Origin of the sequence: Vagococcus fluvialis bH819, from assembly GCF_900163795.1 — a bacterium.
Classification (GTDB): Bacteria; Bacillota; Bacilli; order Lactobacillales; family Vagococcaceae; genus Vagococcus; species Vagococcus fluvialis_A.
In genome coordinates this window covers 41609-64960 of record NZ_FWFD01000003.1, presented here as the reverse complement: position 1 = coordinate 64960, position 23352 = coordinate 41609, and the positions used below count along the sequence as shown (strand labels likewise).

Below are 23352 nucleotides of genomic sequence, written 5' to 3'. Positions count from 1 at the left end.
CAGTCTTATTCTATATTATGAGAAAACATTGAGTACTTACTAATAAATCCGCTTACAATTATGATAATTTGACTAGAATTTTTCATTTTATAGAAAGCGTTTCAAAAAATAGTTATAATGGTAGTATAAAATACTTGGAGGTTTTTGTTTATGAGTTATATGAGTCCAAAGTTAGAAAGTTTTTTAGATGAAGGATTAGGTAATTTAAAATCAAAAGGATTGTACTCAACAATTGATGTTTTAGATGGTGCTAATGGTCCGATGATTACAATTAATGGTCAAGAAAAAATTAATTTAGCATCCAATAATTATCTAGGATTTGCCACACACCCAGAGATGATAAAAGCGGCAAATGAAGCCACAGAAACATACGGAGTAGGTGCTGGAGCCGTTAGAACGATTAATGGTACATTAGCTATCCACCGAGAATTAGAAGAGCGTATTGCTAAATTTAAAGGAACAGAAGCTGCAATAGCATTCCAATCAGGTTTTAACTGTAACATGGGAGCAATCTCTGCAGTTATGAATAAAGAAGATGCAATTCTTTCAGATAGCTTAAATCATGCGTCAATTATAGATGGCTGTCGTTTATCTGGGGCAAAAATTATTAGAGTTAATCACTCCGATATGAAGGATTTAGAAGAAAAGGCTAAAGCTGCTGTTGAAAGTGGTCTTTATAAAAAAATAATGTATATAACTGATGGTGTTTTTTCAATGGATGGTGATGTTGCTAAAATGCCAGAAATTATGAAAGTTGCTGAAAAGTATAATTTGATTGTTTATGTCGATGACGCTCATGGTTCAGGTGTCCTTGGAAAAGGTGCTGGAACAGTTAAAGAGTTTGGTTTATCAGATAAAGTGGATTTCCAAATGGGGACTTTGTCTAAAGCAATTGGTGTTGTCGGTGGTTATGTAGCTGGCTCAGAGAAATTAATTAGCTGGTTAAAATCACAAGCTAGACCATTTTTATTCTCAACTTCATTGACACCAGGAGCTTCAGCAGCAGTTATCAAAGCGATTGATTTAATGGAGCATGATTCAAGTTATGTTGATAATTTATGGGAAAATGCTAACTATTTTAAAGCAAAATTAAAAGGAATTGGCTATGACATTGGTCATTCAGAAACACCAATTACACCAGTTATCTTAGGTGATGAAAAATTAGCTCAAGAATTTGCGAAGAATTTAATTGCAAATGGCGTTTATGTGAAGCCAATCGTCTTTCCTACAGTACCATTAGGAACAGGACGTGTAAGAAACATGCCAACAGCGGCTCATACAAAAGAGATGCTGGACAAGGCTGTAGCAGTTTATGAAAAAGTCGGAAAAGAAATGAAAATTATTTAGTGAGGGTGACTACTTATGGAAAGAATTATGATCACAGGTTGTTTAGGACAAATCGGCTCTGAATTAGTGGATCGTTTAAGAAGAGAAAAAGGCGTGGATAATGTATTAGCAACAGACATTAGAAAACCAGAAGATCATCGAATTGTGAAGGGTGGCTTATTTGAAGTATTGGATGTACTAGATGAAGACCGAATGTATGAGTTAGCTAAAGAGTTTAAAGCTGACACTATGATTCATTTAGCGTCACTCTTGTCATCTGTGGCAGAAGACAAGCCGCAAATCGCATGGCATATTAATATGTCTGGTTTGATGAACGCTTTAGAAGTTGCTAGAAAACTTGATTTACAATTTTTTACACCGAGTTCAATTGGTGCATTTGGTCCAGAAACACCTAAACAAGGAACACCACAAGATACCTTACAACGCCCTAAAACAATGTATGGTATCACTAAAGTAGCTGGTGAATTATTATGTGATTATTACCATGATAAATTTGGTGTCGACACTAGAGGGGTTCGTTTTCCAGGGTTGATTTCTTATGATACGCTTCCAGGTGGAGGAACCACTGACTATGCGGTGGAAATTTACTATGAAGCATTAAAAGCTGGCAAATATACCTGTCCAATTGGTGCAGAAACATCAATGGACATGATGTACATGCCTGATGCGATTAATGCGATTATTCAACTAATGGAAATTCCTGAAGATCGCTTAACTCATCGTAATGCTTTTAATATTTCTGCCATGTCATTCACACCAGAACAGATTAAAGCAAGCATTCAAAAAGAGATGCCTGATTTTACCATGACGTATGATGTGAATCCTAAATTACAAGGGATTGCCGATTCATGGCCAGATTCACTGGATTGCCAAGCAGCTGAAAAAGAGTGGGATTTTAAACCACAATATAGTCTAGATAAAATGACTGAAGATATGTTAGTTAAGCTAAAAGCGAAGTTGTTTGTGGAAGCTTAAAAATATCCAAAGTTAATAATTTAAAACATTCTTGCCTTTTAAGAATGTTTTTTTGTTTGAAAAAAACTTCTAATTTACCATATTTACTTTTAGAGTGGTGTTAAGCCTTGGTGGAATATGAAATTTTCGAACAATTCCTATTCAATTGTTGTATATTTTTGATTGGATAATAATATAAAATAACTAATATTTAATTTTTTTCACGTTCTTCTGTTGTTAGATGAGTGGATGTCGTGAGAAAATCTTCCGCTTTTATACTTTAATTCGTCATATGCATGTTGAGTAGATGGGTGAATAACGGTCATACCTGTATTAAAAGCCCAATCAAAATAAGCTAAACAGGCATTATCTAATGAAATATCGATCTGTTCTAAAACGCTATCAAGATATGGTGCTCTATCATTTTTATCCCACTTTAGTTTATCAGAAATAAATATAAGTTTATCGAAGTCTGATGCATTCATTTTTAAAGTAGTGTGGCAAGCCATTGATGATAAGATTTTTTCATCATTGATATTAAAAAGCTCTTCTGAAATATAAGAGGAGAAGTCTTGATGAAGGAGTAGAGGTAACTCTTTATCAGCTTCAAAAATAGTCATGTTTAATTTAGTTGCTAATCGAATTCGTTCGTTATTTGGGATAACTCCACCAACGTCATGAAGAAGGCCGGCTATATAGGCTTTTTGTGGACATAAATTAAACTTGCTTGCTAACCTTTTAGCTTCTTTGGCTACTTCTAAAGAATGTTGCGCAGTTTCATCCATATCATAATAGTTCATAAAGTAAAACATATTTTCTTTGATTTTTTCTTTTGGAAATGGCAATTCGATAAAAAAATCTTCAATATTTATCATACTATTTCTCCTTAGAAATAAAATTAAAATAGTTAAGCACTTCTGAAAGATAGGTATTTTTATTCTCAATAGATTTCAAAAAAACACTATCGTGGGTTTTAGAACTACCTTCGTTTAACATTTTTTTATAGACATCAATGTAAGGAAGGCCTAAACTCATAGCTTCTTTAATTTCTTTATCAACATCGTATTCAACTTGTTTGAAAAATATTTGAGGGACTCCCTTTGAATTAATGTCTAATATTGCATATTGAGAAAAGCCACTCTTCCTCAGATTTTTTCTTTTTAAAAAAGGATATCCAATTGAACCTGGATTAATAATTAATTGTTCAGAACTACTATATCTCATCATTTGATGATGAACATGACCATAAATAGCGATATCAGCGTTATTTGTATCAAATAATAAATCAAAATTTTTCTGTTTTTCAGTTGGAAGTAAATCTCTACCATAATTTTTATTAGGTAAATTATGTGAAATGCTGATATTCAAACCATTTATATTTTTAAGAACGTGTAGTGGCAAATCTTCTAAGTCATTTATATTTTGTTGTGTCATTTTTGAAAGTAAATCTATGCCTAATTTTGCTATAAATATATCAGAGGGATCATTAATATCAATTTCTTTCTTTGAATAGATATAAAGGAATAGGTCATCCCAATTCCCTTTAACCCAAACAGAAGGCTTTAAATGGTATATTCTATCAAAAATTTCAGTAGATCCACCACCGTGCATAATAACATCACCAATAATCCAATAATCGTCAACATTTTCTTTTTTTGAATCTGCTATGACTGCATCAAATGCTGTAGTGTTTCCATGTATATCTGAGAATAAAGCAATTCTTGTGTTCATTATTTTACACTCCAAACTAATTTATTATTATTTTTTATTCAAATCATATCATAAGTAAAAAAAAATAATCTATAAAAATAAGTGGTGTAGTGCTTTCACCAACATATCTTCAATTTTCAAACATAAGTATTTGGATACTACTTGTTATTATCTTTATATATCTCTATTCAATGATTTTAGGTTCAAGATTAGTTTTTGAGAGAAAAGATATTTAAAAAACCCAGCTTCTACTTAATCAGGTAAGAGCTGGGTTTTTCGTTTAAATATCTTTAGTTATTTCTTCTAACCAAGTGTTTTCTTCTTTCGTTAAGTGAGAACCAATTAAGTTACGTACTAAAGCATGATAGTTATTTAACCATGTTTTTTCTTCTTCAAGTAACATATCAATAGTCATTGCATCAACATCAAAAGGTACATAAGACATTGTTTCAAACTGCATAAATTGTCCGTACTCATTTTTTTCAGCTTCAACAACTAAGAGTTCATTTTCAAGACGAACACCATGAGAACCTTGAATGTAAACGCCAGGCTCGTTAGTTACAACCATACCAGCTTCAAAAGGATGTGATTCGCCTGGACGATATTGCCAACGTAAGCCTATCGGACCTTCATGGATATTTAATAAATAACCAACACCATGACCTGTTCCGTGATTATAGTTTAAGCCTTCACGCCAGAAGGGTTGACGAGCTAGAATATCTAAATTCGTTCCATTAACACCGTGTAAAAATTTAGCCATATCCATTTGAATATTACTTCTTAGGGTAATAGTGTAATGTTTTTTCAATTCATCAGATACTTCACCCAAAGCAAATGTTCTGGTAATGTCAGTTGATCCTTCATAGAAACCAGCACCTGTGTCACTTAGTAGGAATGTTCCTTTACTCAACTCAACATCTGTTTCTTCAGTGGCTTCGTAATGGACAATCGCACCATGTTCGCCAAAAGCTGTGATTGGGGCAAAACTTTGGCGGATATAACCTTCTTGTTCTTTTCTTAAATCTTCTAATTTTTTAGTCGCACTTAATTCTGTGATTTTAATGTTGCCAACATTATGTTTCAACCAATACATATATTTAGTGTGAGCCACACCATCTTTAATTTGAGCTTGTTTCATATTTTTGATCTCTGTTTCATTTTTAACTGCTTTAAAAAGCACTGTAGGGTTAGCTGTTTCAGTAATTTGAACAGTATCTGCTACATTTTTAATAAGAGCATAGTTCATTCTTACTGGGTCTGCTAATAAAGAAATAGTTGAATCGAACCCTTTAACAAATTCATAGATGTCATTATAGGCATGAACATTTACTCTATTTTTAGTAAATTCAGCGTGAATTTCATCGTTTAACTTAGATTCATCAATAAATAATTCAACCTCATTCATCGTAACAACGGCATAGCTTAGAACCATTGGGAAAAAGTCGATATCATCACCACGAATATTTAACAACCAACAAATATCATCTAATGAAGTTAAAACATGCGTGTTTGAATTATTAAAGCTCATTTTTTCACGTAATCGGCTTAGTTTAGAAGCAGTATCTTCACCTGAATACTTTGTTTCTAAGAAAAAGGCAGGTTTAGTTGAAAGAGAAGGGCGGTCTGACCACAATTTATCAATCAAATCCTGATCATACTTGATAAAACCTTCATGATTTTTAGCAATGGCTTCATAAGACAAGCCGTCTCCCATAGAAACAGTTCGTCCATCAAAACCAATCGTTTGTCCTTTTGTAAGTGATTGGTTCAAAAATTCTGGAATGGTTGGGACTTCTGGTTCACCCATTTTAAACAAGTCAACACCAGAGCCTTTTAATTGTTCTGCTGCTGCGATAAAGTAACGACCATCTGTCCATAGACCGGCATTTTTAAGAGCAATGATTGCTGTTCCAGCAGAGCCGCCAAATCCAGTAATCCATTTTCTAACTTTGAAATGTTCACCAACATATTCACTTTGATGATAATCGGCTGTCGGAACCACATAGTAATCGATTCCTTGTTGTTCCATCAATTTTCTGAGTTGCGCAATTCGTTCTGATACTTTCATTCTTGTAACACTCCTTTACATTTTTTAAAGCTATCTTCATTCTATCACTATTTAATAACTATAGTTTTATTTTTTGCTAAATTCTCATTTTAAACTTTGCTCTTAAAAAGAGCTTAATTTATTTTAGGATAAATAAAATGCGTATAACTTGTATTTATGATAAGCTATTAAGAATAAATAATGGTTGGCACAAGATCAAATTTATTTTATAATGGTGTGTCAGACTATTTAGTGGAGGGATATCATCATGAAAAAAATTGGCTTTGATTCTCAAAAATATATTGAAGAACAATCGAAGTATATCTTAGAAAGAGTGAATGACTACGATAAATTGTACTTAGAATTCGGTGGGAAGTTAATCGGAGATAAACATGCCAAACGCGTTTTACCAGGATTTGATGAAGATTCTAAAATTAAAATATTACAAAAATTAAAAGATAAAGCAGAAGTTATTATCTGTGCATTTGCTGGGGATATTGAACGTAATAAAATTCGTGGAGATTACGGTATTACTTATGACATGGATATTTTGAAATCAATTGATGAATTTACGGAGTATGGTTTAAAAGTTAATAGTGTATTAATTACACGTTATAGTGGTCAACCAGCTACTAAAGTTTTTATTAACAAACTAGAGAAACGTAATATTAAAGTTTACACTCATGAAGCTATTGAAGGTTATCCGTATAATATTGATCAAATTGTTAGTGATGAAGGGTTTGGAAAAAATCCGTATATTCCGACAACAAAACCGATTGTTGTCGTTACTGCCCCAGGTGCTGGAAGCGGAAAATTAGCGACAAGTTTAAGCCAAATATATCATGAAAGTAAACTTGGACGAATTGCTGGCTATTCAAAATTCGAAACTTTTCCAGTTTGGAATATTCCGTTAAAACACCCTGTTAATATTGCTTATGAAGCTGCGACAGTAGATTTAAAGGATGTTAATATGATTGACTCTTATCACTATGAAGCATATGGCGAAGTTGCGGTTAATTATAATCGAGATATCGAAACTTTCCCAGTGATTAAGCGTATCATTGAAAGGATTACTAATCAAGAATCTGTTTTTCAATCACCAACTGATATGGGTGTTAACCGGGTTGGGTTCGGTATTATTGACGATGAAGCAGTGAAAGAAGCATCTAAAGAAGAAATTATCCGACGTTGTTTTGATACGGAGTGTTTCTACAAGCGTGGTATGGCAGATGATGACGCGGTGAATCGTATTCAAATGATTATGGAAGAGATGGAACTAAAGAAAGAAGATCGACGTCCAGTTATTCCAGCAAGAGAGTATGCCTCACTTGTTAAAAAGAAAGAGACAACTGATGAATTAACGATTGCTCCAGTTTCAGTGGTGGCTTTTGAATTACCAGATGGCAAAATTATTACAGGGCGTTCAACCGATTTGATGGACTCTACAGCTGCAGCGATTCTTAATTCAATAAAATACTTGGCAAATATTTCAGATGAAATTTTATTACTATCACCAGTTATTTTGGAAACGATTCGTAAAATGAAGGACGTAGACTTACATAGTAAGATTACTTCTTTAAATGCAAATGAAGTCTTAATTGCTTTGTCGATTAGTGCTGTAACTAATCCAACTGCTCAAATCGCTTATGAAAAATTGTCATCTTTAGAAGGAACACAAGCTCACTCAACTGTGATGCTAAATAAAGATGATGAACAAATCTTAAAACGTTTGGGAATGGATATTACAAGTGATCCAATCTTCTCGTCAGAGAATCTGTTTTATATTTAAGGATTTAAGAGCTAATCAGCAAATGGTTGGCTCTTTTTCTTAAGGAGGAATATAAGTTGGGATACTTGATCCATTCGAGATGGTGAAGGTATTGAAATATGTCAGGATATAGTTAAAAAAAAGAGAGTATGACTACCCAAAAGTAAGTCACGCTCTCTTTTAGTTTGGATGAAAAATCTGCTCCATCGGTAACTTCAGGAATGAAAATCAATTCCAAAAGCACGAATTGTTTTTCGTTTCTTCTAGCTGCTTGGAGCTAAACGCCTTTTTCATCACGTTTATTATCGGGAATAAAAAATCTGCTCCTTCGATAACTTCAAGAATAATCAATAATCCAAAAAGCGTGGATTATTGGTTATTCCTTCCAGTTACTTAGAGCAAAACAATTTTTTATTCACCTTATTGATAAATAGCCTTAATAGGGTCCATTTTAGCTGCATTAATCGCTGGAATTACCCCGAAGATTAATCCGATTCCAGCTGAAATACCCGCTGACATAAAGGCCATTTTGGGGCTAACAATAGCTTCGATATCAGGAACAACATTTGAAATTAAATTAGCGATTCCTGAGCCAAGAAGAACACCGAGAATACCACCAATTAAAGTAATAAAGGCAGCTTCAAGCAAGAATTGAATCAAGATATTAGAAGGTTTCGCACCGATAGCTCGTCTAATACCAATTTCTCGTTTACGCTCAGAAACAGAGACATACATGATATTCATAACCCCAATCCCACCAACAAGAAGTGAAATAGCCGTAATGAATAATAGCCCCATCACAACCCCTTGTAACATTTGTTCCATTTCCTGTCTGAATTTTTCGTTACTACGATCTTCTTCAAAATTACCAACTAATTCAGGATGATAGTCTTTTAGAAGTTTATTAGCTTCTTCAACAACTGTCATCCGGTCGGTTCCTTCTTTAGCTTTTAATTTAATGGCATTAATAGGTTTATTTTTGGCTAAACTATTATATGCTTTTTTAGGGACAGTATTCGTAAAAATTGAAGAGTCTGTAATCATTTCATTCTCACCAATTTTTTTCTTTACTCCAACTACTTGGAATTTTTCACCTTCAACATCAATTGCTTTTCCAATGATATCTTTAGGTTTTTTGATATTTAGTTGACTTTGCATCGTATCATAAGACAAGACAATTTTATTTTTATCAAAATCAGTATCTTTAAAGTCAGAACCATACATAACATTTTTATCTGGTTTAGAATAAGATTGAACCATACCACCAGCTTTAGTATCAAAGTAAGCCATTTGTACATCAATACCTTCAAAACCGCCAAATCCCATACTATAGTCAGCGCTAATATTATCAACACCGTCTAATTTTCTAAGCATTTTTAAGTCAGACATATTAAAAGCGAATTGATCAAATGACTGACTAGCAACAGCTGAATCATCCTCTTGATCCACTTTATAAATTAAGCGAATACTATTGGCATCTGCTGATTCCATCATTTTTAAACTTTTTTGTTTCATTCCTTCACCAATTGCAGAAACTGTTACAACTGCAGTGATTCCGATGATAATCCCAACCATAGTTAGAAAAACACGTAATTTATGGGCTTTTAAGCTGAGGAGGGTACTTAATAATAGGTTTTTAAGCATTAGTAAATTCCTCCTCGTTTAAGAAAATCCCATCTTTCATATAAACAACACGAGAGGCATATTTCTTCATATCATTATCATGAGTAACCATAACAATTGTTTTACCTTCTTTGTTGAGCTCAGTTAAAATATTCATGATGTCTTTACTAGTCTCACTATCAAGAGCGCCAGTGGGTTCATCTGCCATTATAAGTAATGGTTCGTTAACCAAAGCGCGAGCGATTGCAACACGTTGTTGTTGTCCACCAGATAATTCGGTTGTTTTAGAGTTCTCTTTCCCCTCTAAGCCGACTAAATGTAGATAATGTTCAGCAATTTTTTTCCTCTCAGCTTCTTTTTTGGTTCCCTCATAGACCATAGGTAATTCAACATTTTGAGAGACATTCAATGATTGAATTAAGAAAAATTGTTGAAAAATAAAGCCAATATATTTGTTTCTTAAATCTGATTTTTGATTTTCAGTTAGTTTCGATACGTCTTGCTCATCGAAGATATAAGTACCATCAGATGACTGATCTAAAAAGCCAATAATATTCATTAAAGTTGTTTTTCCACTACCAGATTTCCCCATGATCATTAAAAATTCACCACGTTCAATGGTTAAATTTAATTCTTTAAGAACATGAAGTTGTTCTTTTCCAACTGGATAGTATTTATTAAGTTCAGTCATTTCAATGAGAGAAGAAGAGGAAACAGATAATTCACTGTTTAATTGTTCAGTCATCTATTTCATCTCCCCTGAATTTTCCGTATTTGGTTCACCGATTAATTCACCACTTTTAAGTTTTTTGTCAGATTTAACAATAACCTTGTCTAATCCTTCTAGACCACTATTTATGATAACTTTTCCTTTGTCAGCACCTTTATCAGCTATTTCAATATCTTTTCTTAAAACTGTTCCAAAATCATCAACGAATACATATTTCTTTTTATCTTTATCATCTGTATGGATAGCTTCTTCAGGAATTTGGATTTTTTTGTCATCTAGTTTAATAGAAGCTTGCACGTGGAATCCTTTACGAACCTTTTTAGCATCTTTTAATGACAATTTAACAGTGTAAGTTGATAGAGCACCACTTCCACCAGCGTTACCCCCACCCATTCCACCAGCAGCGCCAGCTTGAGTTTGTGCTGTAGTAGGAGAATTTGAAATATGGATAATTTCACCTTTATAAACATTATTATCTGCAATTGTTCTTACTTCAGCTGGTTGTTTTTCTTTAATTTTTTCTAAGTCACGCTCATTCACTTCACCCTCAACGTAGAAATCATTAGAAGTTAAAGTCATAATAGCACTGTCACGATTTTGGTCTTGAGGAATTGTAATCTGACCATTAAAGGGTGCTGTTACTTGATTCACTTGTTTGGCATTTAATGTATCAATTTGACTTTGTTGTTGATTCATTTTGATATCAAAACCATTCAAATCATATTTTAAACGAATATTCTCTTCAGAAGAAGTAGGAGCTCCAGCTTCTTTGGCAGCTTTATTAGCATTTGCTAATTCGTTAATTTCAAGTTGCATTTGTCTAGCTGCTTTATCTTTTTCTGCCTGAGTTGACTCCATTTGGAATTTCAATTCAGTAATTTGGTTATCAGTCGTTTCATCTACATATTGATATAAAATAGTGCCTTTTTCTACCATGTCGCCATTTTTAACATTTAAATCGCCTAATTTACCCAAAGTCGCATCTTTAGTAAACTCTTTTGATTCTGTGGGCGTAACAATTCCATTGATAAATACTTGAGGGACATCTTCAACAGTAAAGTAATCAATATTAGGCATATCTGTTGCTACTTCTTGTTTAGAACCTCCAAGTAAGAATTTTGCCCCGATTAAAACAATAATAACACCAACCGTAACACCGATAATAATCTTTTTCTTTTTAGACATTTTCTAAGTCTCCTTTTTATTTATGTTATGCTAATTATTTTACAGGAGTAAAGTTGTAATTTATATAGGACGAAAGACGTAGATTTTATATTCAATACATAATTGACTAAAATAGAAAAAATAACTGAATATATATAATTATTTGATAAAAAAGCATAATTACTTACTTAATTAAAAGTAAAAGTCTTCGTATACTATGTTTGTGAAGTGTAATTTAAAAAGAAAGGAGAAAATTTTTTAAACATAAATGTAAGCGTTTTTAAAAGAAAGGGAGTATAAAATGAAAAAAAACACTAAAATTTCCAGTGTTAAATGGTTAGGTCTTTCTTTGGTTTGTGGAGCAATTTTAGTTTCAAATGGTGTTGTGGGAAATGCAGGCGATACTTGGCCAGCAAAAGACGAGTCAAAAATTGGCAAAGCACAACCTCATTTTAGTGGCTATCGTGTGAGAGATATCGAAAAGTGGGACGCTCAAACAGATCCCTATTCTGAATTTATGAAGGCAGAAATTCCGCTTCAAGAAAAAAATAAAGCTTTTAGAGAAACGCAAGCAAATCCAGAGTTAACAGCGCCAGTTGAAACGATGTTAATGCAAGGTGATTATGGAAATTCCTTTATGGAAAGTACCATTTATAATAATGATTTTGGAAATTTAGCTTTTAATTTTTGGCAATATACTGATCTATTTAGCCCATGGCATGGTGCGGCAACGATTGGTACACCATCATCACTTTATGATCCAGCAACAAGTGATTGGCGGGCAAGAGGATTTGAATTTGGAATTGTGAATATTCCTAACCAAGCATATATTAATGCGGCACATAAAAATGGAGTAAAAGCAATTGCATGTGTTTATTTTGACCCTTATTTTAGACCAGGACAAACAAAAAAAGAAATGTTTGAAAAAGATGCTAATGGTGAATACATTATTGCTAAAAAGCTGATTGAATTAGCCGATTATTATGGGATAGATGGCTTTTTCTTAAATGATGAAGAATCAGGTCCAGATGAGTTTAAAGAATTAATGATTTACTTAACTAAAAATGGTTTATATACGCAATTTTATAATACAAATAGTTTCTTTGATGAAAGTAAACAATCTTATTTAAAAGATAGTAATGGCAATCAAATTCATAACTCGGTTTTTGTAAACTATGGTTGGCCAAGTGCACCAGATCGTTTATTATCTCAAATTGAAGCTTCTAAAACAAAAGGTTATGACCCTTACAAAGAAGCGTTTATCGGTGTAGAAGCCTTACAGGCCGGATTTAAAGGTGGTCATCCAACCTCAGCTGTAGAAAAACTTTATTTGAAAGATAGTAAAAACCCAATGGCAAGTATTGCTTTATTCACACCAAGTGATTATTACCAAAGAGAATTAGATACTGATCTTAAAAAAGATGGTGATGATGGCAAATTCCCATTACATCAACAAAAAGAATACCAATGGATGATAGCTAACCGTGAACGCATGTACTTCTCGGGTGTTAAAGATAATCCAAGAGAAACAGGACGAGCAACAGGTGCTAAACGTAGTGAAGTAGGTGTAAATGATGCTTCTAAATGGGCAGGAGTTGCTGATTTTAAAGCAGAAAATTCGGTTATTAGAGGCAAGAAATTCTATTCTAATTTTAATATTGGAAAAGGAATGGCTTATTACACCAATGGAAAAGTCTCTAGCAATGAAGAGTGGTCAAATCTTAATGATCAAGATATTTTACCAACATGGCAATGGTGGCTTGATAGTGACAAAGACAAACTGAGTGTTGATTTTGACTTTGGTAAAAATGAAGAACGAAAAGATGTTAATCGTGAAAAAATGACCACTGATTATGCACAACAAGGTGCGTATCAAGGTGGTAACTCACTTGTGACTTATGGATCGATTACTTCAGAAAATACCTTACGTTTATTTAAAACGTCTCTAGATGTGGTGAAAGAAACAACGGTTAGTGTGACAGCTAAAACAAATAAAGATTCTGAAGTGAGCACATCAATTGGGTTAATTTTTGAAGATCAACCAGAAAAAATTGAAAAAGTAGCTTTAAAAGGAAATAAATCAACTAATTGGGAAGCACAAACTATTTCTTTAGAAAAATTTGCAGGTAGAAAAGTCGCAATGATTGCTTTAATTTTTGATGGCGATGAAAAAGATTTCCAATATAATTTAGGTGAAATCAGCTTTAGTGATGACAATCAAAAACCAAGTGCACCAAAAGACGTTAAGATTGATCAATTGTTTAATACAAAAGAAGCGAATATTAGTTGGACACCTGATTCTTATGAGACAGTGGATAAATACCGTATTTACTCATTGGATAACGAAGGAAATCGTCAAGCTCTAGGTGGTATTTATGGTAGCAATTACTACATTAAAGACACTAAAATGGCAGATGAAAAACTTACTCTAGAAGTCGTTGCTGTTGGTAAAAATGGTCTTGAAAGTGAACCAACAAAAGTAACTCAAGATGTAAATAAAATGATTTCAGATGTTAAAGTGGCAGAAGCTCCAACAAAAACTAACCTTTATAACCAAGCTGCTAATTTAGGAAAAGTAGAAGTTTCTTGGCAAGCACCAAAAGAGTTTACGCCAGAAAGTTTTGAAATTTTTGTTCAACCAATAAATGTAGAGGGTGAACAAAGTAAAGGTTGGCGTACAAAGGTAAGTGGTAATGAAACGCAAGCTGTTGTTGAAACTGGCAAAACAGAAGGTATGGATTATAACGTGACTGTTCAAGCTGTTAAGGAAGGACAAAGTCTACCTGGTGTTACTTATCGTGGAAAACTACATGATGATATCGCTAAAAATTTAACAGTATCTGATATTAAAGTGGCAAATAAAGGCACAGGTATTATCCTGAAATCACCGTTAACTCAAGATTGGCGTTATGTTAGAGTCTTTTCAAAAGATAAAGAAGTTAGAAAACTTGAACGTGGAGTTACTACTAATTATGATAACGCTATCAAATTTGAAAATGACAATGGTAAAAATGTACCATTAAGAATTCAGTTAGAGGACTATGCAGGAAATATTTCAGAAGATCTAGTGATTAGTACAAATAGTCAACAAGAAATTGTTGCTTTAAAAGCTGTAAAAGATTCTGAATTAGAGAAAAAATTAAAAGAAGCAGAAACTTTATTACAAGCAGGTGGCTACACAGAAGAAAGCCTTAATCAGTTAAGAGAACAAGTAGAGCAATTAAAAGAAGCAACAAAATTTGGTTACTTAAGTGAAGAAGATATGGCAGTAGGTATTGAACAGTTAGCTCAAATGATCGCTCAACTGGAACAAGAAATCTTACCTGAAAAAGTATCAACAGATTTAAAAGGCTTAACAGTGATGAAAAAAGGTGATGAAAAAGACTTTAAATTAATATTCACACCAGAATCAGCTAATGTCACTAAAATTGACTATAAATTTGAAAACGAAGGTGTTGTTACAGTTGAAAATCAAAAATTAGCCGCTAAAAAAATTGGAATGACCAGAGTAACTGGAACAACTAAAAATGGTAAAACAATGACATTTACAGTGAGAGTGACACCGTAATTTGAAGAAAGGAGACTAAGATGAAAATTAAATATCCTATTTTTTTAGCTTTAGTCTCCTGTTTTATTTTATTTTCATTTAAAACAATCACAAAAGGAATGACACCTTATTTTGTTCAAGAGGTTCATATTGAATTTGATGAGTTTATGATGAAAACAGAAGAAACACAAGAGATGGAGAAAAAAGATAAAAAAGAAGTAGTAGAAAAATTAGATCAAGAGACAGAAAGTAAAACAACTGAAAAAGATACCAAACTTGATGAACATGAACTTGAGGCTTCTAAATTAGAGGATAAGAAGGAAAGGACAGATGACAGTGATGCAGTTGAATAAGGAAACTCCCATAGTAAAGTCAAAAAATTACTTATCTGCTTTTTTCTGGGGAGTGGTGCTGTTTATTATCTTATCTTCGGTTCTGATGCGATTAAATGTTCTTCAGTCGATAGTAGGCTTTAATTTTTGGGTAGTTCGAACAGAAAGTATGACGCCAAAAATCAATGCTGGGGATCTTATTGTTTCCTACAAGTCTTCCAGTGATTCTTATAAGGAAGGGGATGTCATTGTTTTTGATTCTTTAGATAAAACAATAGTGACTCACCGAATTATTGATTCATCACAAGCAGGTTATGTTACTAAAGGAGATGCCAATGAAGAAAGAGATGAACAACAAGTCGCTCCAAGTCAAGTTCATGGGAAATTCGTTTTTAGAATACCTTTCTTAGGAAAGATCTTTTTAATGATTCAAACATTAAGTGGCAAAATCTTATTAGTTATCTTGATTATGATTGGATTTATTTTAAAAAAATTACAACAATTACTAACAAAAGAAAAAGAGGAGGGATACCATGAAGGAAAAAACATGGTTGAATAAAAAAAGTAAAATTATTATGGCGGTGGCAGCATTAGTCTTATTAGTCGTTGGTGGAACATACGCTTGGTGGGTAGCTAATAAAAAGGTAGAACAAACGGTTTCAATGGGAAAACTTGATTTTACTGCAGAGTTTCCTAAGCTTGTTCTAGATGAGTATTATGAACCGGGACTTTCAATTGATTTTGCTGGTAAGATTAAAAATACTGGTAATTTATCGATTGCTATAAAAATAGACAATGATTCAGATATTAAATTTGTGTATTCAGATGATCAACAAACACCAATTGAAGCTTCTAAACAACAATTTGTGAAAGATACTGACAATTTAATTGAGTTAAGCTTTGAACCAAAAGATGGTGATTATTTTGGTAACCCAAATGCTTATTGGTTTACTGATGAAACAAATTCAGATGTCAGAATTTTAATGTTAGAACCAAAGGCTGAAATTGAAGTAACTAATCAAGCAGTTTTATCAGGAGAAATGGGAAATAAATATCAAGAAGCAACGGTTAAAGTTGGAGCTAATCTAAAAGGAACGCAAGTTTTAGGCGGTGCTCTATTAGCTGAGTTGGGAGTGGATGAAGCTAACATGATCCCTCTTGAAAACAAATCAAGTAATAGAGGGATTCAAGCAAGATCAATGATGAGTACTCCTTCTCAAAATGCTCAAAAAGCAGATCAAAAATTACGTGAATTATTAAAACGTGGAAAATAATAAACTAAAAGGTTTTGTTTTATTTTCATTTATAGTCTGCCTATTTTTATCAATCACTTCAGAAGCTGCTCAAACACAAGAGCTAATAATTACTAGAGAAAAACAAGTTAATATTATTAAGGGAGATACAGCAGCTCCAGATCTTAATCCCGTAGAACCTGGTAGACAGTATCGTGCTAATCAAGTAACTATCAAAAATGAGTTACAAAAAACGGTTAATGTCACTCTTAATTATGATTTTATTAATATGGAAGAAATAAAGCCTTATGTTATTGGCTATCTTAATGAAGGAAAAATTAATGATCAAAAAGGAAAAAGCTTTACTTTAAACGCCAATGAATCCAAAACAATGGATTTATTTCTAGCTTTTGAAGGACTACCTATAAAAAATGATAATCAAGAAAAAGAATGGGAAATTGAGTGGGTTTTTAAAGTTGAAGGAAGTAGAAGTCAAGAGAATGAAAAAATACTACCTAAAACATCTGAAAAAATCAATCGCATAGAAAGATATGCTCTAATTTTTATCGTTATTTTATTATTAGTTATTTTAAAAATAAAATTTGGAAGAGCGTATGATGACACAGTTGGTTAGAATAAATAGTAAAGATCACAAAAATTGAAAAATTTTTGTGGTTTTTACTTTATTTTAAGCTAACTAATGATGTAATACTAATTGTTTATAATTGAAGTTCTTTCATCTTTTTCCTAATAAAAATAATTTTACCTATAATCTGTAGATAAAAAACCATGTTTTATGAGTTTCTGAAAAAGCGTTTTCTTTCTATAATAAGACTATAGTTATTATTAAAAAGGAGGAGTGAGATGAAGCGATTAAAAAGACTGAAAAATAATCGAACCTTACTTTTAATGTCTTTACCCGGAATGTTATGGTTAATTGTTTTTTTCTATATTCCAGTATTTGGGAATGTAGTAGCATTTAAAAACTTTAAGATTTCAGAAGGTGGATTTATTAAAAGTTTAATGGACAGTCCATGGGTTGGGTTAAAAAACTTTGAATTTTTATTTAGTACATCGAACGCTTATATTATTACAAGAAATACAGTACTTTATAATGTAGCATTTATTATTCTAAACTTAATAATGGCAGTCTTTTTTGCTGTAATACTAAGTCAACTAAGATCAAAAAGAAGTATAAAAATAATACAAACATCAATGTTGTTACCTTATTTCCTATCGTGGGTAATTATTAGTCATTTCCTATATTCATTTTTAAGTCCAGAAAAAGGGCTGTTTAATGCAATGATTATGTCTAATGGCGGTGAAGGAATTAGTTGGTACAATGAACCGAAATACTGGCCTGGAATCATTCTTTTCATGGGAGTTTGGAAAGGAATTGGCTACAATAGTATCATTTATTTTGCTTCTATCATGGGAATTGACATGACGTATTACGAAGCAGCGGAAGTAGATGGAGCAAGTAAATGGCAGCAAATTATTCATGTCACGATTCCACAATTAATACCACTAATGATGGTGTTAACAATTCTAGCTGTGGGAAATATATTTAAAGCTGATTTTGGTTTGTTCTATCAACTGCCAAAAGACTCAGGAACACTTTATGATGTAACAAACGTTTTAGATACCTATGTTTACCGTGGCTTAACAAGTAGTGGGGACATTGGTATGGCAGCAGCCGCTGGTCTTTATCAATCAGTTGTTGGTTGTATACTTTTAGTTGGAACAAACTTAATTGCTAGAAAATACGATGAGAGTTCAGCATTATTTTAGGAAAGGGGAATATCATGAAAAAAAAATCTAAAATTGATACAGTGAATCTCAAAGGATTTAGTAAAAAATCGAATATCTTTTTTACAGTTTTGATGAGTCTTGTAGCAATCGCGTGTGTCTTCCCTTTTGTCTTTGTTATTATTATTTCATTTACAAGTGAGCAGGCTATTAGTTTAAATGGGTATCGCTTGATTCCATCAGAATGGAGTTTAGCAGGTTATCAGTATTTGTTTGAGATGAAAGAGGAAATTTTGCAGTCTCTTTTTATTACGGTGTTTGTAACAGTTGTAGGTACAATTGTGAATGTAACGTTCACTTCAACCTATGCTTACGCTATTTCTAGAAACAACTTTGCTTATAAGAAGTTCTTTACGATGTTTGCTTTAGCATCCATGCTATTTAGTGCTGGAATGGTACCAAGCTATATTGTGATGAACAATATGCTAGGACTTAAAGACACGGTTTGGGCATTGATTTTACCAATGGCATTATCACCCTTTAATATCATCGTGATGCGAACGTTCTACAGGCGTTCAGTGCCAGATGCAATTATTGAAGCAGCAAAAATTGATGGAGCCAGTGATTTAAGAACCTTCATTCAAATTGTGTTACCATTATCTGTTCCAGGAATTGCAACCATTAGTTTGTTTGCTGCTCTTGCCTATTGGAATGATTGGTTTAACGCACTACTTTATATTCAAAGTGATAATTTAGTACCACTTCAATATTTACTTATGAAAATTCAAGCAAATATTGATTTTATGATGCAAAATACTTCCTTGGGTGCCCAAGTTACTGGAAACATGGTTATACCAAAAGAAGCAACAAGGATGGCAATGGTTGTTATTGCCACAGTTCCAATCGCTGCAACATATCCATTCTTCCAAAAATATTTTGTGGGTGGATTAACAATTGGTGGCGTGAAAGAATAGTGATGTTATTAAGCCAAGGTGTCTTTTTTAAAAGGCATCTTGGAATAAATAAAAAATATGTTGGAGGGAAAAAAAAGTGAAAAATACACTTAAGAAAGTTTTGTTAGCAAGTACTGTTTTAGCTGTTTCAGCTGGAGTCTTGGCAGGTTGTGGTAACCTATCAGGAGATAAGCAAAAGTCAAAAAGTAAAGAAAAAGATGGTGCAACTACACTTTTAATGTATCGTGTGGGAGAAAAACCAACGAACTACGACGAATTAATGACTGAAATCAACAAAACGATGAAGGAAAAAATTGGCGCTGAGTTGAATGTTCAATACATTGGTTGGGGAGATTATCAAAAGAAAATGTCAGTCATAACGTCATCTGGTGAAGACTATGATATCGCTTTTGCTGATAGTTACGTGAATACAGCTCAAAAAGGAGCTTATAAAGATTTAACTGAATTAGCACCAAAATACGCAAAAGAAACATATGAAAATTTAGATCCAACCTATATTGAAGGAAATAAAGTAGATGGCAAACTTTACGCTATACCAGTAAATGCAAACGTTTACGCACAACAAATGATGACATTTGATAAAGAGTTGTTAGATAAATATAAATTAGACATTTCAGGTATTAAAACATTAGCAGATGCAGAACCTTTATTAGAAGTTATTAAAGAAAAAGAACCTAACGTTGTTCCTTTCCCAGCTTTTAAAGATATTCGTTTAGGTGATTTTGATTATGTTTACGATGTGAATGTGCCTCTTGGTATTGATATTAAGGGTGATCAAAAGAAAATTGTTAACCCATATGCTGATTCAGATCGTATGATTCAAGATTTAAAAGATATGCACTTACTATATTCTAAAAAATACATTCATCAAGATGCTGCAACAAGTGATGAAATCTATCGTTTAGATGACAAGACATGGTTTGCTAGAACTGAAACACAAGGACCTTTTGATTACGGTGATACTATTTTAACTCGTGCAGCTGGACGTGAATTAGTTTCTGTGCCACTAACAACACCGTTAAAAAACAATGCTCAAATGTTCGTTGCTAACTGGGTTGTTTCTAATACAAGTAAAAATGCTGAAAAAGCATTAGAAGCGATTAACTTAATCAATACTGATAAAGATTTAATGACAACGATGGTTTTTGGTCTTGAAGGTAAGGGTTGGGAAAAAGTTGGCGAAGACCGTATGAAGACTCTTAAAGGTTATGATGCTAGTGCAAAAGTTATTGGTGGTGCTTGGATGACAGGGGATAACAATAACTTATACTTAGATGAAAAAATTACTGATGAGATGGTTAAAGAACGTGATGAAAATATTGAAAAAGCTGAACGTTCACCATTATTAGGCTTCAACTTTAATGCTGAAAGCGTGAAAACAGAAATTTCTAACATTAGTAATGTGACAGCTCAATACAAATCAGGTTTAAGTACAGGAACACTGAATCCAGATGAAAAATTACCAGAATTCAATAAAAAATTAGAAGAAGCAGGACTTAAAAAAGTTCAAGAAGAAATGCAAAAACAATTTGACGAATTCATCAAAGGTAAATAAGAGTTATCTTTAAAGCGTTTAGCTTCAAGAGGTAAGAAGTAACTCACAAAAATTGCTTTTCAAATTTTAGTGAGTTTCAGCTTAACTTCGAAGAAGCTGCTTAAAAGATACGGATTAAATAAGAGTTATCTTTAAAGCGTTTAGCTTCAAGAGATAAGAAGAAAATGATAAAAAAATAAGGAGCTGTGAACAAGTTTTTAAAGCTTGTGTCACAGTTCCTTGTTCCATTTTTTATATTTGGTCGAAATCATGATAAGATAAGAATAGAAGGTGCGAAGATGATTGAAAAAGGTTTAGTTGAGGGAATGAATAAGATTTATTTTTTATTGAAGCTGAGTCTCTATTTTTGGATAATTGCGTTAATGGGCGGATTTGTTTTAGGGGTAGGTCCAGCCTTAATTGCGGCCATAGAGATAATTAGTGAAGCAGATTGGGACTTTAAAGAAATTTCTTTTAAGAAGATGACATTGCTTTTTAAAGAGAATTTCAAGAGAGGCAATCAAATATTTTATACTTTTGGTCTGATTTGTTTGTTTTTATTTTTAAGTTTGTACACATCAAGTCAAATGACAGGCATGCTGTTTTTAGTGATTGATTTCTTATTAGTCTTGTTACTAATTATTGTCGCTATTTCAGGCTTGTTTAGTTACTCAGTTGTTTCTACTTATGAAATTTCTTTTAAAAATTTAGTCAAATTATCTTTGATTTTATTTTTTAAAGAAGTAAAAGGAAGTGTTTCAATTGTGATATTTGTCCTTATACTAAGCATAGTAGCGGTTAAGTTTCCGGCAATTGCCTTTTTTATGGGCAGTGGTCTATTAGCATATTTCTTATATCGTCTAGGTGAAAAGATAAATCAAAACCTTCGTATTAATTAAAGATAAAAGGAATGAAAGCGTTATGAATATTAAAGGGAATTTGATGTATCGCTTGTTGAAAATCTATTCGATAGCATTAATTGTAATTATCACATTATTTTCTTTTGGAATCAGTATGATTGTCAATCAAGAAAAATCTAATCGTGCTGAAAGATTAAGTCAGAATGGGTTAACTAGAATGAGTTATTTTGTTGAAGAAAAACAAGCAAAAGTAGATGATTTAGCTAATAGTATTGCCAGAAGTGAACAATATTATCAAGGCCTTACTAGTTATTTTTCGATGAATGATTCGGAATTTTTAGCATACACATTAAAAAATAATTATGTAATCAGTAACTTTACAAATTATATTGAGCAAATAACTTTAACAGATAAAGACGTTGAATTTATCGCAATAGATACACAATTTTCTAAAGAACGCTATTTATCCGATGCTAAAAGTTTATATGGTAGAAAAGTTAAAACGATTGAAAAAGGGAATACACTTATGTTAGATTCTACAATAAAACCAGCTGGATGGAACTTTATAGGGAATGCTTATTTAGGAATTAATCGGATTCCCATTGATGATATGCTAGACCAACTTTCTGTAGAATTCGATACCAATATTTTTTTAATTTCTGATCGTGGTCAGATGGTGTACACAAATACGAAGAATAAAGAGCTCGAACAAAATATTACAGAGAAACTAAAAAAAGGAGTCTCTTTCTCAAGTGAATCTTTTAGTAATCGTTACTTTGTTCAAGAAGCGCAAATTACGAATAAACAATACCGGTTAATTTCTTTAGTTGATAAAAAAGAAGTATCTAAAAATTCCAGATTATTTTTTCTCTTAATGACGTTAGCAAGCCTCTTAATTAGTGTTGTTTTGCTATTGTTATTGTATCGTTTATTTAATGGCTACGTTTTTCAAATTAATGATATTTTAAAAACGATAAAAGATGTGTCAGAAGGTAAGAGAAATGTTCGAATAAGCCAAGAAGATAAAAAATCTGAACTACTGGATATTACAATCGGGATCAATCAAATGCTAGAAAGTTTGAATACGTTTATTAGAGAAAATTATGAACTTGAATTGAGACAAAAAGAAGCTGAATTTAGTGCATTACAAGCTCAGATAAACCCGCATTTTATGTATAACACGTTAGAGTATATAAGGATGTCTGCTTTAAGTGAAGGAATGGAAGATTTATCTGAAGTAGTATTTGCCTTTGCTTCTATTTTGAGAAATAATATCTCGCAAAGTAAAGTTATAACTCTTGAAAACGAGCTAAAATTTTTAGAACAGTATGTTTATCTTTATCAAATGCGGTATCCTAAAAATATTGGTTACTCATTTAAAATAGAGGAAAAATTAAAAAAACAAGAAATACCTAAATTTAGTTTACAGCCATTAATTGAAAATTATTTTGCTCATGGAGTTGATTTTAGACGAATTAATAATGCGATTAGTGTGAATGTTTATCAACATAATGAGACAATAATGATTGAAATTAAAGATAATGGTAAAGGAATGACGTCGGATAAACTAACAGAAATTAATGATTATTTAGTAGGAAAAAGGGAGTTTACTTCTGAATCTATTGGAATAAAAAATGTGAATGAGCGATTAAAAATTATTTTTGACGATAAATATCGAATGTTATTTAAAGAAACTAAAGGTGGCGGAGTGACAATTTTAATTTCAATTGAATTAAAGTAAGGGGAGATGGTTTGATGTTTAATGTTTTGTTGGTAGATGA

19 protein-coding genes are annotated in these 23352 nt (G+C 32.4%); 13 read left to right on the top strand and 6 right to left on the bottom strand.

The genetic code is table 11. From position 1 onward, the window contains the following. Positions 1–159: 159 nt before the first annotated feature. Together FM121_RS00665 and FM121_RS00660 are read left to right on the top strand one after the other, a co-directional pair. On the top strand, positions 160–1347 hold the full coding sequence (locus FM121_RS00665; RefSeq protein ID WP_086950455.1) for a glycine C-acetyltransferase: 1188 nt from the start codon (positions 160–162) through the stop codon (positions 1345–1347). A 15-nt stretch (positions 1348–1362) separates the two neighbouring features. Continuing rightward, a complete protein-coding gene (locus tag FM121_RS00660; protein WP_086950234.1) occupies positions 1363–2322 on the top strand; it encodes an L-threonine 3-dehydrogenase in 960 nt (319 codons plus the stop codon). 200 nt (positions 2323–2522) lie between these two features. Here the strand turns inward: FM121_RS00660 and yqeK are convergent, their stop codons facing one another. From yqeK to FM121_RS00645, 3 genes are all read right to left on the bottom strand, one after another. Next, entirely contained in the window at positions 2523–3176 is a 654-nt protein-coding gene (yqeK, locus tag FM121_RS00655; RefSeq protein ID WP_086950233.1) for a bis(5'-nucleosyl)-tetraphosphatase (symmetrical) YqeK, read from the bottom strand. 1 nt (position 3177) lies between these two features. Next, positions 3178–4032, bottom strand: a complete 855-nt coding sequence (locus tag FM121_RS00650; RefSeq protein ID WP_086950232.1) for a metallophosphoesterase family protein — start codon at positions 4030–4032, stop codon at positions 3178–3180. A gap of 259 nt (positions 4033–4291) precedes the next feature. Beyond that, positions 4292–6079: an aminopeptidase P family protein gene (locus tag FM121_RS00645; RefSeq protein ID WP_086950231.1), complete on the bottom strand. Its 1788-nt coding sequence runs from the start codon at positions 6077–6079 to the stop codon at positions 4292–4294. A gap of 247 nt (positions 6080–6326) precedes the next feature. Here FM121_RS00645 and FM121_RS00640 point away from each other — a divergent pair, with 247 nt between their 5' ends. Beyond that, a complete protein-coding gene (locus FM121_RS00640; RefSeq protein ID WP_086950230.1) occupies positions 6327–7847 on the top strand; it encodes a DUF1846 domain-containing protein in 1521 nt (506 codons plus the stop codon). Positions 7848–8246: 399 nt separating this feature from the next. Here FM121_RS00640 and FM121_RS00635 read toward each other — a convergent pair whose 3' ends face one another. The 3 genes from FM121_RS00635 to FM121_RS00625 are packed head-to-tail and all read right to left on the bottom strand — an operon-like array spanning position 8247 to position 11364. Next, positions 8247–9470, bottom strand: a complete 1224-nt coding sequence (locus FM121_RS00635; RefSeq protein WP_086950229.1) for an ABC transporter permease — start codon at positions 9468–9470, stop codon at positions 8247–8249. Continuing rightward, entirely contained in the window at positions 9463–10194 is a 732-nt protein-coding gene (locus FM121_RS00630) for an ABC transporter ATP-binding protein (protein WP_086950228.1), read from the bottom strand. Before FM121_RS00630 ends, FM121_RS00635 begins: the two co-directional genes overlap by 8 nt. Further along, complete coding sequence (locus tag FM121_RS00625; protein WP_086950227.1) at positions 10195–11364, bottom strand: efflux RND transporter periplasmic adaptor subunit; 1170 nt, start codon at positions 11362–11364, stop codon at positions 10195–10197. It lies immediately after the preceding gene. Positions 11365–11644: 280 nt separating this feature from the next. On the opposite strand from FM121_RS00625, the gene FM121_RS00620 reads away from it, so the two are divergent. From FM121_RS00620 to FM121_RS00575, 10 genes are all read left to right on the top strand, one after another. After that, positions 11645–14911 (top strand): endo-beta-N-acetylglucosaminidase, encoded by a 3267-nt coding sequence (locus FM121_RS00620; RefSeq protein ID WP_086950226.1) that lies wholly within the window; start codon positions 11645–11647, stop codon positions 14909–14911. A 20-nt stretch (positions 14912–14931) separates the two neighbouring features. After that, a complete protein-coding gene (locus tag FM121_RS00615; protein ID WP_086950225.1) occupies positions 14932–15243 on the top strand; it encodes a hypothetical protein in 312 nt (103 codons plus the stop codon). Then, positions 15221–15781, top strand: coding sequence for a signal peptidase I (locus tag FM121_RS00610; RefSeq protein WP_086950224.1), 561 nt, complete (start codon positions 15221–15223; stop codon positions 15779–15781). The genes FM121_RS00615 and FM121_RS00610 overlap by 23 nt, the downstream gene beginning before the upstream one ends. Continuing rightward, positions 15756–16496 (top strand): TasA family protein, encoded by a 741-nt coding sequence (locus tag FM121_RS00605; RefSeq protein ID WP_086950223.1) that lies wholly within the window; start codon positions 15756–15758, stop codon positions 16494–16496. The genes FM121_RS00610 and FM121_RS00605 overlap by 26 nt, the downstream gene beginning before the upstream one ends. Beyond that, positions 16486–17088: a hypothetical protein gene (locus FM121_RS00600; RefSeq protein ID WP_086950222.1), complete on the top strand. Its 603-nt coding sequence runs from the start codon at positions 16486–16488 to the stop codon at positions 17086–17088. The genes FM121_RS00605 and FM121_RS00600 overlap by 11 nt, the downstream gene beginning before the upstream one ends. A 230-nt stretch (positions 17089–17318) precedes the next feature. Beyond that, positions 17319–18245, top strand: a complete 927-nt coding sequence (locus FM121_RS00595; RefSeq protein ID WP_218778604.1) for an ABC transporter permease — start codon at positions 17319–17321, stop codon at positions 18243–18245. Positions 18246–18259: 14 nt separating this feature from the next. Continuing rightward, positions 18260–19177: a carbohydrate ABC transporter permease gene (locus FM121_RS00590; RefSeq protein ID WP_086950221.1), complete on the top strand. Its 918-nt coding sequence runs from the start codon at positions 18260–18262 to the stop codon at positions 19175–19177. A gap of 76 nt (positions 19178–19253) precedes the next feature. Beyond that, positions 19254–20732, top strand: a complete 1479-nt coding sequence (locus FM121_RS00585; RefSeq protein WP_086950220.1) for an ABC transporter substrate-binding protein — start codon at positions 19254–19256, stop codon at positions 20730–20732. A 278-nt stretch (positions 20733–21010) separates the two neighbouring features. Beyond that, positions 21011–21610: a DUF624 domain-containing protein gene (locus tag FM121_RS00580; RefSeq protein ID WP_086950219.1), complete on the top strand. Its 600-nt coding sequence runs from the start codon at positions 21011–21013 to the stop codon at positions 21608–21610. Positions 21611–21632: 22 nt separating this feature from the next. Further along, a complete protein-coding gene (locus tag FM121_RS00575; protein ID WP_086950218.1) occupies positions 21633–23312 on the top strand; it encodes a sensor histidine kinase in 1680 nt (559 codons plus the stop codon). Positions 23313–23352: the final 40 nt, after the last annotated feature.

What these genes read in the sequence shown, in the direction of transcription:
- FM121_RS00665 (WP_086950455.1), top strand. Translation starts at nt 160, where the DNA reads ATGAGTCCAAAGTTAGAAAGTTTTTTAGATGAAGGATTAGGTAATTTA.
- FM121_RS00660 (WP_086950234.1), top strand. Translation starts at nt 1,363, where the DNA reads ATGGAAAGAATTATGATCACAGGTTGTTTAGGACAAATCGGCTCTGAA.
- yqeK (WP_086950233.1), bottom strand. Translation starts at nt 3,176, where the DNA reads ATGATAAATATTGAAGATTTTTTTATCGAATTGCCATTTCCAAAAGAA.
- FM121_RS00650 (WP_086950232.1), bottom strand. Translation starts at nt 4,032, where the DNA reads ATGAACACAAGAATTGCTTTATTCTCAGATATACATGGAAACACTACA.
- FM121_RS00645 (WP_086950231.1), bottom strand. Translation starts at nt 6,079, where the DNA reads ATGAAAGTATCAGAACGAATTGCGCAACTCAGAAAATTGATGGAACAA.
- FM121_RS00640 (WP_086950230.1), top strand. Translation starts at nt 6,327, where the DNA reads ATGAAAAAAATTGGCTTTGATTCTCAAAAATATATTGAAGAACAATCG.
- FM121_RS00635 (WP_086950229.1), bottom strand. Translation starts at nt 9,470, where the DNA reads ATGCTTAAAAACCTATTATTAAGTACCCTCCTCAGCTTAAAAGCCCAT.
- FM121_RS00630 (WP_086950228.1), bottom strand. Translation starts at nt 10,194, where the DNA reads ATGACTGAACAATTAAACAGTGAATTATCTGTTTCCTCTTCTTCTCTC.
- FM121_RS00625 (WP_086950227.1), bottom strand. Translation starts at nt 11,364, where the DNA reads ATGTCTAAAAAGAAAAAGATTATTATCGGTGTTACGGTTGGTGTTATT.
- FM121_RS00620 (WP_086950226.1), top strand. Translation starts at nt 11,645, where the DNA reads ATGAAAAAAAACACTAAAATTTCCAGTGTTAAATGGTTAGGTCTTTCT.
- FM121_RS00615 (WP_086950225.1), top strand. Translation starts at nt 14,932, where the DNA reads ATGAAAATTAAATATCCTATTTTTTTAGCTTTAGTCTCCTGTTTTATT.
- FM121_RS00610 (WP_086950224.1), top strand. Translation starts at nt 15,221, where the DNA reads ATGACAGTGATGCAGTTGAATAAGGAAACTCCCATAGTAAAGTCAAAA.
- FM121_RS00605 (WP_086950223.1), top strand. Translation starts at nt 15,756, where the DNA reads ATGAAGGAAAAAACATGGTTGAATAAAAAAAGTAAAATTATTATGGCG.
- FM121_RS00595 (WP_218778604.1), top strand. Translation starts at nt 17,319, where the DNA reads ATGAAGCGATTAAAAAGACTGAAAAATAATCGAACCTTACTTTTAATG.
- FM121_RS00590 (WP_086950221.1), top strand. Translation starts at nt 18,260, where the DNA reads ATGAAAAAAAAATCTAAAATTGATACAGTGAATCTCAAAGGATTTAGT.
- FM121_RS00580 (WP_086950219.1), top strand. Translation starts at nt 21,011, where the DNA reads ATGATTGAAAAAGGTTTAGTTGAGGGAATGAATAAGATTTATTTTTTA.
- FM121_RS00575 (WP_086950218.1), top strand. Translation starts at nt 21,633, where the DNA reads ATGAATATTAAAGGGAATTTGATGTATCGCTTGTTGAAAATCTATTCG.